Origin of the sequence: Mycobacterium sp. MAA66, from assembly GCF_041261665.1 — a bacterium.
Taxonomy (GTDB): Bacteria; Actinomycetota; Actinomycetes; order Mycobacteriales; family Mycobacteriaceae; genus Mycobacterium.
The window spans coordinates 337415-350259 of sequence record NZ_JBGCCC010000004.1; the positions used below are offsets into that span (position 1 = coordinate 337415).

Consider the following 12845-nt stretch of genomic DNA (forward strand, 5'->3'; position numbering starts at 1 on the left):
GTAACCGAGCGGACACACCGCAGTCGGCTTCTACAGGTTCGACACCACCCAGTCGACGCAGGCGGTCAGGGCGCTGACGTCATCGGGATCGACGGCCGGGAACATGGCCACCCGCAGCTGGTTGCGGCCCAGCTTGCGGTACGGCTCGGTGTCCACAATTCCGTTGGCGCGCAACACCTTCGCCACCGCAGCGGCGTCGACATCGTCGTTGAAGTCGACGGTGCCGACGACCTGGGAACGCAGTGCCGGGTCCGCCACGAACGGGGTGGCGAACGCCGACGCCTCGGCCCACGAGTACAGCCGCTGGGACGAGTCGGCGGTGCGCTTGACCGCCCAGTCCAGGCCGCCGTTGCCGTTCAGCCAGTCCAGCTGTTCGGCGAGCAGGATCAGGGTGGCGATCGCCGGGGTGTTGTAGGTCTGGTTCTTCAGGCTGTTGTCGACGGCGATCGGCAGGGACAGGAAGTCGGGCACCCAGCGTCCGGTGGCCGCGATCTGCTCGATGCGGGCCAGCGCAGCCGGGCTCATGACGGCCAGCCACAGGCCGCCGTCGGAGGCGAAGTTCTTCTGCGGGGCGAAGTAGTAGGCATCGGTGTCGGTGATGTCGACCGGCAGGCCGCCGGCGGCCGAGGTTGCGTCGATGACCACCAGCGCGTCACCGGCCGGGCGCTGCACGGGCACCGCGACACCGGTCGAGGTCTCGTTGTGGGCCCAGGCCACCACGTCCACATCGGGATCGGACTGCACGGCAGGTGCGCTGCCGGCGTCGGCCTTGATGACGATCGGGTCGCCGATGAACGGGTTGTTCTTGACGCAGGAGGCGAACTTGCTGCTGAACTCGCCGTAGGTCAGGTGCAACGAGCGCTTGTCGATCAGGCCGAAGGCGGCGGCATCCCAGAACGCGGTCGAGCCGCCGTTGCCGAGGATGACCTCGTAGCCGTCGGGTGTGTTGAACAGTTGCTTGACGCCGTCCCGGACGCGGCCGACCAGATTCTTGACCGGGGCCTGGCGGTGCGAGGTGCCGAACAGATCGCCGGCGGCAGCCAGGGCGGTCAGCTGCTCGGGGCGTACTTTGGACGGTCCGCAGCCGAATCGACCGTCGGCGGGCTTGATGTCGGCGGGGATGATGAGCTCAGCCATGGCGTCCAGCGTAGTTGCAGGTCGTCGGCGGTTGATTGGGGAGGTCCGCCGAGTTTGCCGGATTCCACTCACCAAGTGTGTGACGTAGGCCACAATAGAATGCTTGCTGTGAGCTAGCGGGGCTAGTTTTTATGCGATACCCGCGGTATCGTTGGACATTCAACGGCTCGATGTAAAGCCCACGCGATAGCCTTGGGAGGCTCGAAATGGCTCGTACCCGCATGATCCGTCGCTGGCGTCGGAACATGGACGTGTTCGATGACACGGCATACGTTGAGAAGCTCGCCACGCTGTCCGAGGGGTCTGTGCGGCGCAACTTCAATCCTTATGTCGACATCGCGTGGGATTCCCCGGAGTTCGCCGTGGTGCCGAACGACGAGCGCTGGGTGCTTCCGGCGACCGACCCGCTCGGTGGCCACCCGTGGTACCAGGCCCAGTCCACGGAACGCCAGATCGAGATCGGCATGTGGCGCCAGGCCAACGTCGCCAAGGTCGGCCTGCACTTCGAGAACATCCTGATCCGCGGCCTGATGGAGTACTCGTTCTGGGTTCCCAACGGCTCGCCGGAATACCGCTACTGCCTGCACGAGGCGGTCGAGGAGTGCAACCACACCCTGATGTTCCAGGAGATGGTCAACCACATGGGGGTCGACGTCCCGGGCATGCCGCGCCTGCTCAAGTGGCTGCAGCCGATCATCCCGCTGGCCGCCGGTCCGGCCCCGATCCCGTTCTTCTTCGGTGTCCTCGCCGGCGAGGAGCCGATCGACCACACTCAGAAGAACATCCTGCGTGAGGGCGCTGTACTGCACCCGATCATGGAGCGGGTGATGGCGATTCACGTGGCCGAGGAAGCCCGGCACATCTCGTTTGCCCACGAGTACCTGCACAAGCGCGTTCCGCACCTGTCGCGCTGGAAGAAGTTCTGGCTGTCGCTGTTCGTGCCGGTCACCATGCGCGTTCTGTGTTCGGCGATCGTGGTGCCGCCACGTGCCTTCTGGAAGAAGTTCGACATCCCGCGTTCGGTGCGCAACGAGCTGTTCTTCGATGCCCCGGAGTCCCGGATGTTCCTGCGCAACATGTTCTCCGACGTCCGGATGCTGTCGTACGACACCGGCCTGATGAACCCCATCGCCAAGCTCATGTGGAAGATCTGCAAGATCGATGGACCGCCGAGCCGGTACCGCAGCGAGCCGCAGCGTCAGCACGTCGTGGTCGCTGCCTGAGCGCCACGTAACTCATGCCGCACGTCATCACACAGTCGTGCTGTAGCGATGGGTCGTGCGTCTTCGCATGCCCGGTGAACTGTATTCACCCGTCCCCGGACGAGCCGGGGTTCGCTACCGCCGAAATGCTCTTCATCGATCCTGCCGCCTGCGTGGACTGTGGTGCTTGCATCACGGCCTGCCCGGTCGGCGCGATCCAGCCCGATACCAAGCTGACCGAGGCTCAGCTGCCGTTCATCGAACTCAATGCCGCCTTCTATCCGAAGTACGAGGGCAAGCTGCCGCCGACGTCCAAGCTGGCCCCGGTACCCGACGCGCCGGCCGTCGACCGTCGGCCGCGTGGTCCGCTGCGGGTGGCGATCGTGGGCTCCGGCCCGGCTGCCATGTATGCGGCCGACGAACTGCTGACGCAGCGGGGCGTTCGGGTGAACGTGTTCGAGAAGCTGCCGACGCCGTACGGCCTGGTGCGGGCCGGGGTGGCCCCTGACCATCAGAGCACCAAGGGCGTCACCCGGCTGTTCGACCAGATCACCGCGCGCCGCGGGTTCGGCTTCTACCTCAACGTCGAGGTCGGTCGGGACATCACGCACGCCGAGCTGTTGGAGCACCACCACGCCGTGCTGTACGCGGTCGGTGCGCCCAATGACAAGCGCCTCGAGATCGAGGGCATGGAACTGGCCGGCACCGGCACCGCCACCGAGGTGGTTGCCTGGTACAACGGGCACCCCGAATTCTCCCATCTGCCAGTGGATTTGAGCCACGAACGAGTGGTCATCATCGGCAACGGCAACGTCGCATTGGATGTCGCGCGCATCCTGACGACCGATCCTGATGCGTTGGCGCGCACCGACATCTCCGACCACGCGTTGGAGGCATTGCGCGGCTCGAAGGTGCGCGAAGTTGTGATCGTCGCTCGGCGCGGCCCGATCCACTCCGCATTCACCCTGCCTGAGCTGATAGGCCTCACCACGACCTGTGACGTCGTGCTCGATGCTGCGGACCACGAGTTGGTCAAGCGGGACTTGGATGTGGAGTCGGATTCTCCGTCAAAGTCTCTGACCCGCAACAAGCTTGAGATCTTGGCCAAGCTCGGCGACAGCTCGACCGCCGCCACCCGGCCGCGGATCCGGCTGGCCTATCAGCTGACCCCGGCTCGGGTGCTGGGCTCGGACAAGGTCACCGGCATCGAGTTCACCGTGACCGGCTCCGATGAGGTCCGGCAATTGGATACCGGGCTGGTGCTCACCTCGATCGGCTACCACGGCAAGGCGATTGCCGATCTGCCGTTCGACGACGCCGGCGGTGTGGTGCCCAACGACGAGGGTCGGGTCGTCGATCCGGCCACCGGAGAACCCGTCCAGGGCAGCTATGTCGCGGGCTGGATCAAACGCGGCCCGACGGGTTTCATCGGCACCAACAAGACCTGTGCCGCACACACCGTGGACCGCCTGGTCGGCGACTACAACGCCAGCCGGTTGGGTGAACCCACTGCGAAATCCGGTGCGCTGCAACAGTTGATCCATAGCCGTCGGCCCGACGTCGTGGACATCGCCGGTTGGCGGGCCATCAACGCCGCCGAGATCGCCCGCGGTGGAGACGACCGGCCCAGGGACAAGTTCATAGACGTCGCAGACATGGTGGCCGCAGCAGCTGCGGCGCCGAAACCCTCACTCCGTCAGCGTCTGCTCAGCGCGTTTTAGCGATTTGGGCGCGCTCCGTCACGCTCAGCGATACGGAGCGCGCCCCAAGTCCCTACTGTTGGGCCATCGCGGCGGCGATCTCCTCGGGGTTCACCTCGCGCACTGTCTGGGCCAGCGACCAGTGGTGCCCGAACGGGTCCTCCACCTGGCTGTAGCGGTCACCCCAGAACATGTCGGCGGGAGCCATCAGCTCGGTGGCGCCGGCGTCGATCGCGCGCTGGAACGCCGCGTCGACATCGGTGACCTGCAGATGGATGGTCACCGGCGTGCCGCCGTACGCCTTCGGGGTCTGCGACTTGCCGCCACAGGTCTCCGGGAAGTCGTCGTTGAGGTACACGTACGAGCCGTTGATGGTCAGTGCGGCGTGCATCAGCCGACCGTCGGGCCCGGGTACCCGGCCGAGCTCGGTAGCGCCAAAAGCCTTGACGTAGAAGTCGATTGCTCCTGCTCCGTCGCCGACAACGAGGTGTGGTGCCAGGAAGGTCTGTGATTCGGTCATGATGATCTCCTTGTTCTGCGGCAGGGTCATGGTTATGACTGACCGCCACGCTACTTCTCATCGGTGACAAGAAATGTTCGGCGATGTGGCCGGTGCCGAAACCGCCGACCAGGCGGGCTGCTATCCCCGGATTCCGGCCTGCTCAGCGATCGCGCCGGCGGGCAGCGGCGCGGCGTAGCGGTACCCCTGCGCGTAGTCGCAGCCGAAGCTCGACAGCAACTGTTCCTGATGCGCGGTCTCGACCCCTTCGGCCACGACAGTCAAACCCAGCGAATGGCCGAGTCCGATGATGGCCTGCACGATTTGGGTGTCGCCAGTGGTGGTGCCCAGTCCGGCTACCAATCTGCTGTCGAGCTTGATGGCGTCGAAGGGGAAGCGCCGTAGTTGCGCCAGACTGCACCAGCCGGCGCCGAAGTCGTCGAGCGCGAGGAAGACGCCCATGTCGTTGAGCTTCACGACGTTTCGGTGGGCTGCACTGCTGCTTTCGATGAGTGTCGATTCGTTCAGTTCGAGACAGACGTGCCGCGGATGCAAGTTGTTGCCCAGCAAGATGGCGGTGAACTGGTCGATGAAGTCCAGCGCGTCGAGTTGGCGCGCCGAGACGTTGACCGTGATCCGCTGGGTCGCGACGCGGTTCGCACGCCAGATGGACTGCTGGGCACACGCAGTTCGCAGCACCGACTCACCGAGGGGAACGATCAGTCCGGTGTCCTCGGCCACCGGTACGAATCGCTCCGCATTGATCAGTTCGCCGTTGGCGCAACGAAGCCGGGCCAGTGCCTCGGCGCACGCCATCAGACCGGTGCGCAGGTTGATGATCGGCTGGTATTGAACTTCGATTCCGTGGTGGTCCAGCGCCCACCGAATGGCCTGTTCGGTGGTCATCCGGCTGAGTGCCCGGATACGCATCTCGTGGTTGTAGATCTCGGTGCGGTTGCGGCCGAGTTCTTTGGCCCGGTACATCGCCAGGTCTGCTTCCTGCAGCACCGATTCGGGGTCCTCGTGATCGGCGGGAAACGCGATGCCGATGGAGCATCCGACCGAAACCGGTTGTTGGTCAACGAAAATCGGCTCTGTGATGGCTTGATGTAGCCGGTTGGCCAGCGCGCTGGCCTGCTCGGGTTCGCTCAGGCTCTCCGACAGCACCACGAATTCGTCGCCGCCGATGCGCGCGATGGTGTCGATCGGACGCACCGTTGCCTTCATGCGCTCGGCTGCGGCGATGAGAACCTGGTCGCCGACCGCGTGCCCCAGGGTGTCGTTGATCCGTTTGAACAAATCCAGGTCGATGTACAGCAGAGCCAGGGTGGTGTTTCGGTGTGCTGCGGCGCGGGCGGCATGTTCGAGACGGTTGATCAGCAGCGTCCGGTTGGGCAGGCCGGTTAGCGTGTCGTGGAGCGCCTGATGCTGGAGTCGTTCGGCGTTCTCGATCCGTTCGGTGATGTCTCGAATGTTGCAGACCAGCGCGGCGATATCCGGGTGGCCCAGACGATTGGCGATGGTGGTCTCGATGTGCCTCCAGCCGCGCTCCGGATGCTCGATGCGACAGCTCAACGTCGTCATGTCCAAGTCGCCGACGACAAGCCGGTTGATGCGGTTGACGGCCTCCTCGAGGTCGTCGGGATGCATCAGGTCGCAGATCGACGTGCCGATCAGGTCGCTGGGGTGCCGGCCATGGACCGCCCGGCAAGCCGGGCTGATGTAGCGCACGATCCCGAACTCGTCGGTCACCGCGATGGCGTCGGAGCTGTGCTCCACGATCGCCGAATAACCGGTGTTCGCCAGCTCGATGGCCCGAGCCTGGGCCTTCTGGGCGGTGAGGTCTTCGACCTGCATGACGCCGTACCGCCGCCTGTCCAAGGTGTCGCGGGCCAGCGCCAGGTGAACTCGTGCGTAGAAGATCGTCCCGTCGACCCGGACGTATCGCGTCTCGAAACTGCTGCTACCGACCCGGCCTTCGATCACGGCGGTGACGGATTGGATGCTGGCCGGCAGATCGTCCGGGTGGACGACATCGTGATATTTCTTGCCAGCAAAGTAATCATCATGAGCGTGAAACAGTTGGCACAGGACCGCGTTGACCGACAGCCAGGTCCCGTCTAGGCCGACCAAGGCTTGGCCGAATGGCTCAGACTTGGTGCTCATTCGGTATCGGTGATGGAGATCGGCCACCGTGAAGTCGTTGGTGGCATCCCGATGCGGGTCCACTTGTTCGTCGCCTCCACTGCGAATGCATGGTTTGCGAGCTCTGATTCTAGTTATTCTCTACGAACAGTGCTCGTGTCGCAGGATCGAAGATCGGGCGTACCGTCTTCGCACGTGACGTTCGACGACAACGAACATCTGGCCCGGATGCGGGCCGAATACGGCTCAGCGGAGAAGGACGGCAGCGCCGACCTTGATGACGCTTGGCTCGGCCGGGGCTGGTTGGCGCTATTCGTAGATTGGCTCGCCGACGCGGAGCGGGCCGGCGTGGCAGAACCGAACGCCATGGTGCTCGGAACGGTCGACGAGCACGGCCGGCCAGTCACCCGCACGGTCCTGTGCAAGTCCGCTGACGAGAGCGGGATCTCGTTCTACAGCAACTACGACTCGGACAAGGGCGAACAACTTGCCGCCGCGCCGTACGCTTCGGCGACCTTTCCCTGGTACCAGCTGGGGCGTCAGATCCATATCCGCGGAGCCGTCACCAAAGTGAGCCCGCAGGACACCGCGGCCTACTGGGCCAAACGACCCCGCGGTTCGCAACTCGGCGCCTGGGCGTCGCACCAGTCGCGGCCGATCGCCTCGCGCGACGCGCTGCTGGATCAGCTGGCACACGTCACCGCGCGGTTCGCCTACCTCGAAGCCGTCCCGGTCCCGCCGAATTGGGGCGGCTATCTCATCGCCCCCGAAGTCGTCGAGTTCTGGCAGGGTCGGGAGAACCGCGTGCACAACCGGATTCGGGTCACGCCGGCCACCGGCGCGACCGAACGGCTGCAGCCGTGACAGCTCACGCTGCGACATCTCCCCGTCGCTTCGCTCGCACTGTGGCATCTCCCCGTCGCTTCGCTCGCGCTGCGACGTCTCCCCGTCGCTTCGCTCGCCCCAGGTGAGGCACCTGATAGCCGACACCACACCACTGCGCACCCCGGATTTCCGGCGGCTGTGGTCGGCGAACATCCTCACGGTCATCGGTGCGAACCTGACCATCTTCGCGGTCCCGGTCCAGCTCTACGCCCTCACCGGCAGCTCGGCTTACGTCGGGTTGGCCGGCATCTTCGCCGTGGTGCCGCTGATCGTGTTCGGCCTCTGGGGCGGCGCTTGGGCCGACGCGATGGACCGCAGACTGCTGCTGATCATCGCCTCGGTCGGGCTGGCAGTGGCCTCGGCGCTGCTGTGGGCGCAGGCCGCGCTGGGCTGTAACAACGTCTGGTTGGTGCTGTGTCTGCTGGGCGTGCAGCAGGCGTTCTTCGCGGTCAATTCGCCGACCCGCTCGGCGGCCATCCCGCGCATGGTCCCGGCCGAGCAATTGCCGGCGGCCAACTCGCTGAACATGACCGTCGCCCAGGCCGGCGCGATCGTCGGACCACTGCTGGCCGGCATCCTGCTGCGGTGGGTGGACCTGTCCACGCTCTACCTGATCGACGCCGTGTGCTGCGCAGCGCCGGTGTGGGCCACTATCCGGTTGTCGCCGATGCCGCCGGAACGGGCGGAGGACGACAACGCCCGCTGGGGGCTGGCTGCCGTTCTGGACGGCTTTCGGTACCTGTCCGGCAATCGGGTGGTGCTGATGTCCTTCGTCGTCGACCTGATCGCGATGATCTTCGGGATGCCCCGGGCGCTGTTCCCCGAGATGGCTCACGCGAACTTCGGCGGCCCGGTCGAGGGCGGTACGGCGATGGCGTTGTTGTCCGCCGCGATGTCGGTTGGCGCGGTAGCCGGTGGCGTGTTCTCCGGATGGCTGCCGCGCGTGCGCCGCTGGGGTCTGGCGGTGGTGCTGGCGATCGTGGTGTGGGGCGCGGCCATGGTCGGGTTCGGGCTGAGTGCCGGCCGGGCGCTCGGCGTGCCGGGGCTGTGGTTCTGGATCGCGTTGGTGTTCTTGGCCATCGGCGGCGCCGCAGACATGGTCTCTGCGGTGTACCGGTCGACGATTCTGCAAGAGGCTGCGTCCGACGACCTGCGGGGCCGTTTGCAGGGGGTGTTCACGGTGGTCGTCGCCGGTGGGCCGCGGATTGCCGATGCAGCGCATGGCGCGGTGGCGGCCGCGGTCGGTACCACGGTGACGGCGGCCGGTGGCGGCGCATTGGTGATCGTCGGCGTGCTGCTGGCGGCGGCGGTGGTGCCGGCGTTCGTGAGGTACCGGCGGTAGCGGATTGCATCGAAGAACCAACCCACGCAAGCGCGCCGATGCGCCAACGACTACCGTCTACACACGACAGTCTTGTTCCTGTCAACGACCGCAGAAGGGGTTCACGTGGCCGACACCTCCAGCTCTGACGACTTCGCTACTCTCCGGTATCCCGGGGGCGAGCTCGACCTGAAGGTCGCACACGCGACTGAGGGATCCGACGGTATCGAGTTGGGCCCGCTGCTGGCCAAGACCGGTTACACCACGTTCGACGGCGGTTTCGTGAACACCGCCTCGTGCAAGAGCGCGATCACCTACATCGACGGTGACGCCGGCATCCTGCGTTACCGCGGCTACCCGATCGATCAGCTCGCCGAGAAGTCGACCTTCATCGAGGTGAGCTACCTGCTGATCTACGGTGAGCTGCCGACCGCCGAGCAACTCGATTCGTTCACCAACCAGATCCAGCGGCACACCCTGCTGCACGAGGACCTCAAGCGCTTCTTCGACGGCTTCCCGCGTAACGCGCACCCCATGCCGGTGCTCTCCTCGGCGGCCAATGCGCTGAGCGCCTACTACCAGGACTCGCTCGACCCGAAGGACCCCGAGCAGGTCGAGCTGTCCACCATCCGGCTGCTGGCCAAGCTGCCGACCATCGCGGCGTACGCGTACAAGAAGTCGGTCGGTCAGCCGTTCCTGTACCCGGACAACTCGCTGAACCTGGTGGAGAACTTCCTACGGATGACCTTCGGCCTGCCGGCCGAGCCCTATGAGGTCGACCCGGAGATCGTCCGGGCGCTGGACATGCTGTTCATCTTGCACGCCGATCACGAGCAGAACTGTTCGACCTCGACGGTGCGGCTGGTCGGCTCGTCGCAGGCCAACCTGTTCACCTCGATCTCCGGTGGCATCAACGCGTTGTGGGGCCCGCTGCACGGCGGCGCCAACCAGGCCGTGCTGGAGATGCTGGAGAAGATCCGCAGCGAGCACAGCGACGTCCGCGACTTCGTCAAGAAGGTGAAGAACCGCGAGGACGGCGTGAAGCTGATGGGCTTCGGGCACCGGGTGTACAAGAACTACGACCCGCGGGCGCGCATCGTCAAGGAGCAGGCCGACAAGATCCTGGGCAAGATCGGCGGCGACGATGAGCTGCTGGACATCGCCAAGTCGCTCGAAGAGATCGCCCTGACCGACGACTTCTTCGTCGAGCGCAAGTTGTACCCGAACGTGGACTACTACACCGGCGTGATCTACCGGGCCATGGGCTTCCCGACCCGGATGTTCACCGTGCTGTTCGCGCTGGGCCGGCTGCCCGGCTGGATTGCACACTGGCGGGAGATGAGCGCCGACCCGTCGACCAAGATCGGCCGCCCGCGGCAGATCTACACCGGCTACACCGAGCGCAACTACCCCTAGTTCCTCTCGCGCGAGAGTGCGTGTTCGTTCCCGGACACGCCCAATTTCGCGTGTGTTTTACGCACCCCGGGACGCTGGGCGTGCGCCGACTGTCGCCAATGTCACTGCTGCTGTGGCTTGCCCGGTTAATAGTTGTAGTTTCACAATGGTTGTGTGAATGTAACTATTGATGCGCTCAGCGGGCGGCGCAAGATGATCATCCTGATCTCCTGTTGCCTCAGTCTGCTGATCGTGTCGATGGACGCGACCATCGTCAACGTCGCCATCCCGTCCATTCGCGCCGACTTGCACGCGTCGTCCACCCAGATGCAGTGGGTGGTGGATGTCTACACGCTGGTGCTCGCGTCGCTGCTCATGCTCTCCGGCGCCACCGGTGACCGATTCGGCCGCCGTCGGGTGTTCCAGATCGGGCTGGCGGTGTTCGCATTCGGTTCGTTGCTCTGCAGCCTGGCGCCGAGCATCCACCTACTGATCGCGGCCCGGCTGGTTCAGGGCATCGGCGGATCGATGCTCAATCCTGTTGCGCTGTCAATCATTTCGCAGATCTTCACCGGAAAGGTGGAACGTGCCCGGGCGCTCGGGCTCTGGGGCGGCGTGGTCGGTATCTCGATGGCGCTGGGCCCGACGATCGGCGGCTTGTTGATTCACGCGGTCGGCTGGCGGGCAGTGTTCTGGATCAACCTGCCGATCTGCGCCGCCGCAATTCTGTTGACTGCAATCTTCGTCCCGGAGAGTAAGTCGGCCACCATGCGCAACGTCGACCCGGTGGGCCAAACCCTTGCGGTGACATTCCTTTTCAGCCTGGTGTTCACCCTGATCGAAGGCCCGGGCATGGGGTGGACGCACCCGCGGACCCTGGCGGTTGCAGCCCTGGCAGTGGTGGCGTTCGCGGCCTTTCTGCGTTACGAGCGACAGCGCCGCGACCCGTTCATCGACCTACGCTTCTTCCGCAGCATCCCGTTTGCGGCAGCTACCCTCACCGCCGTCGTGGCGTTGACCGCCTGGGGCGCATTCCTGTTCATGATGTCGTTCTATCTGCAGAACGAGCGACACTTCTCGGCGATGCACACCGGCCTCATCTACCTGCCAATTGCCGTTGGCGCGCTGGTGTTCTCGCCGCTGTCGGGGCGGATCGTGGGGCGCTACGGATCGCGTCCGTCGCTGGTGACTGCGGGTGTGCTGATGGCCACTGCCGCAGCCATGCTGACCACCTTGACCGCGACCACTCCGATCTGGCGGGTGCTGCTGATCTTCGCGGTGTTCGGCATCGGGTTCTCGATGATGAATGCACCGGTGACCAATGCGGCCGTCAGCGGCATGCCGCTGGACCGGGCCGGCGCAGCCTCTGCGGTGACCTCGACCAGTCGCCAGGTCGGGGTGAGTATCGGTGTGGCACTGTGTGGTTCGATCGCCGCTCCGGCACTGGCCGGTGCCGGTGCGGACTTCGCGGTGCAGTCCGCGCCGCTGTGGTGGATGTGCGTGGCCATCGGCGTGACGATCACCATCCTGGGCTTCGTGTCGACATCACCGCGTGCCCTGCGCTCTGCCGAGCGGCTGGCGCCGCTGATCGAAGACCTGCCGCAACCGGAGCCTGTCGATGTCCGATAACCCAGTGGCAGACCAGGTTTGGCAGGTGATGGCCGCGGTCGTCTTCGAGCATCGCGACGGGTGGAAGCGGTCCGTGGTAGAGCAGTCCGGGCTGCCGTTCAGTCGGATCAGGGTCTTGCGCCGAGTCGCGATCAGGCCCATGACGGCCAAACAACTGGCTGAGGCCACCGCCATGGATGCCCCGGCAACCACTGTGGTGATCAATGACCTCGAAGAGCGCGGTCTGGTTGTGCGAGAGACCGATCCGGCCAACCGGCGCTGCAAGCAGGTGTCGCCGACCGCCGCGGGGCGGGCCATGGTCGAGCGCATCAACGGAGTCGACGACCCCGCGCCCTCGGTTTTCGGCAACTTGGACGACGCCGACCTCCGGGCACTGGGTGAGCTGCTGGACAGACTGCGGACCACGTAGCGTCCGACGGGTAGGTTCCCGCCCATCGCGCGGGCGCGTCCGACTACGGTGGGAACGTGGCTAACACCAAACCTGAGATCGAATTTCCCGACGGCCCCGCGCCGACCGACCTCGTCATCGAGGACCTGATCGTCGGTGACGGCGCCGAAGCTGTGCCCGGCGGCAATGTCACCGTGCACTACGTCGGGGTGGAGTACGACACCGGTGCCGAGTTCGACAGCTCCTGGAACCGCGGCGAAACCATCGAGTTCCCGCTGCGTGGCCTGATTCAGGGCTGGCAGGACGGCATCCCGGGGATGCGTGTCGGAGGCCGACGCAAGCTGGTGATTCCGCCCGCGCAGGCCTACGGACCGGCCGGTTCCGGTCACCGCTTGGGCGGTAAGACCCTGATCTTCGTGATCGACCTGATCGGCGTCCGCTGACCTGATGGCTCCACCGCGGCGTGTTGTGTCGTGGTGGAGCCAGTCGGTGGCCTGCTGGTTCTAGGCTCGAAATGCTGCAGTCGCCGACAGACGGGGAGGAT

At 65.4% G+C, this 12845-nt stretch carries 11 protein-coding genes; 8 read left to right on the top strand and 3 right to left on the bottom strand.

All coding sequences use genetic code 11. The features are described 5' to 3' along the window. Window positions 1-30: 30 nt before the first annotated feature. Window positions 31-1137, bottom strand: a complete 1107-nt coding sequence (serC, locus tag ABIA30_RS15995; RefSeq protein WP_370067003.1) for a phosphoserine transaminase — start codon at window positions 1135-1137, stop codon at window positions 31-33. Window positions 1138-1343: 206 nt separating this feature from the next. Here serC and ABIA30_RS16000 point away from each other — a divergent pair, with 206 nt between their 5' ends. Beyond that, window positions 1344-2360, top strand: a complete 1017-nt coding sequence (locus ABIA30_RS16000) for a diiron oxygenase (RefSeq protein ID WP_370067005.1) — start codon at window positions 1344-1346, stop codon at window positions 2358-2360. A gap of 14 nt (window positions 2361-2374) precedes the next feature. Continuing rightward, a complete protein-coding gene (locus ABIA30_RS16005) occupies window positions 2375-4060 on the top strand; it encodes an FAD-dependent oxidoreductase (protein WP_370067007.1) in 1686 nt (561 codons plus the stop codon). Window positions 4061-4112: 52 nt separating this feature from the next. Here the strand turns inward: ABIA30_RS16005 and ABIA30_RS16010 are convergent, their stop codons facing one another. Together ABIA30_RS16010 and ABIA30_RS16015 are read right to left on the bottom strand one after the other, a co-directional pair. Continuing rightward, window positions 4113-4559 carry a VOC family protein gene (locus ABIA30_RS16010; RefSeq protein ID WP_370067008.1) on the bottom strand — a complete coding sequence of 149 codons (447 nt, stop codon included), beginning with the start codon at window positions 4557-4559 and terminating at the stop codon, window positions 4113-4115. 120 nt (window positions 4560-4679) lie between these two features. Then, complete coding sequence (locus tag ABIA30_RS16015) at window positions 4680-6704, bottom strand: putative bifunctional diguanylate cyclase/phosphodiesterase (protein ID WP_370067010.1); 2025 nt, start codon at window positions 6702-6704, stop codon at window positions 4680-4682. A 174-nt stretch (window positions 6705-6878) separates the two neighbouring features. Here ABIA30_RS16015 and pdxH point away from each other — a divergent pair, with 174 nt between their 5' ends. The 6 genes from pdxH to ABIA30_RS16045 all read left to right on the top strand — a co-directional run bounded on the left by pdxH (window position 6879) and on the right by ABIA30_RS16045 (window position 12744). Then, window positions 6879-7547, top strand: a complete 669-nt coding sequence (gene pdxH, locus ABIA30_RS16020) for a pyridoxamine 5'-phosphate oxidase (RefSeq protein ID WP_370067012.1) — start codon at window positions 6879-6881, stop codon at window positions 7545-7547. A 103-nt stretch (window positions 7548-7650) separates the two neighbouring features. Further along, window positions 7651-8910, top strand: coding sequence for an MFS transporter (locus ABIA30_RS16025; RefSeq protein WP_370067014.1), 1260 nt, complete (start codon window positions 7651-7653; stop codon window positions 8908-8910). Between the two features lie 105 nt (window positions 8911-9015). Further along, a complete protein-coding gene (locus ABIA30_RS16030; protein ID WP_370067016.1) occupies window positions 9016-10305 on the top strand; it encodes a citrate synthase in 1290 nt (429 codons plus the stop codon). Window positions 10306-10497: 192 nt separating this feature from the next. Continuing rightward, window positions 10498-11913 (top strand): MFS transporter, encoded by a 1416-nt coding sequence (locus tag ABIA30_RS16035; protein WP_370067134.1) that lies wholly within the window; start codon window positions 10498-10500, stop codon window positions 11911-11913. Then, window positions 11903-12322 carry a MarR family winged helix-turn-helix transcriptional regulator gene (locus ABIA30_RS16040; protein WP_370067018.1) on the top strand — a complete coding sequence of 140 codons (420 nt, stop codon included), beginning with the start codon at window positions 11903-11905 and terminating at the stop codon, window positions 12320-12322. The genes ABIA30_RS16035 and ABIA30_RS16040 overlap by 11 nt, the downstream gene beginning before the upstream one ends. A 56-nt stretch (window positions 12323-12378) precedes the next feature. After that, window positions 12379-12744 carry an FKBP-type peptidyl-prolyl cis-trans isomerase gene (locus ABIA30_RS16045; RefSeq protein WP_370067020.1) on the top strand — a complete coding sequence of 122 codons (366 nt, stop codon included), beginning with the start codon at window positions 12379-12381 and terminating at the stop codon, window positions 12742-12744. Window positions 12745-12845 lie beyond the last annotated feature (101 nt).

Excerpts from the sequence above, each read along its gene's own strand:
- ABIA30_RS16035 (WP_370067134.1), top strand. The coding sequence starts at position 10,498 with ATGATCATCCTGATCTCCTGTTGCCTCAGTCTGCTGATCGTGTCGATG.
- ABIA30_RS16000 (WP_370067005.1), top strand. The coding sequence starts at position 1,344 with ATGGCTCGTACCCGCATGATCCGTCGCTGGCGTCGGAACATGGACGTG.
- ABIA30_RS16040 (WP_370067018.1), top strand. The coding sequence starts at position 11,903 with ATGTCCGATAACCCAGTGGCAGACCAGGTTTGGCAGGTGATGGCCGCG.
- ABIA30_RS16010 (WP_370067008.1), bottom strand. The coding sequence starts at position 4,559 with ATGACCGAATCACAGACCTTCCTGGCACCACACCTCGTTGTCGGCGAC.
- ABIA30_RS16005 (WP_370067007.1), top strand. The coding sequence starts at position 2,375 with ATGCCGCACGTCATCACACAGTCGTGCTGTAGCGATGGGTCGTGCGTC.
- ABIA30_RS16015 (WP_370067010.1), bottom strand. The coding sequence starts at position 6,704 with ATGAGCACCAAGTCTGAGCCATTCGGCCAAGCCTTGGTCGGCCTAGAC.
- serC (WP_370067003.1), bottom strand. The coding sequence starts at position 1,137 with ATGGCTGAGCTCATCATCCCCGCCGACATCAAGCCCGCCGACGGTCGA.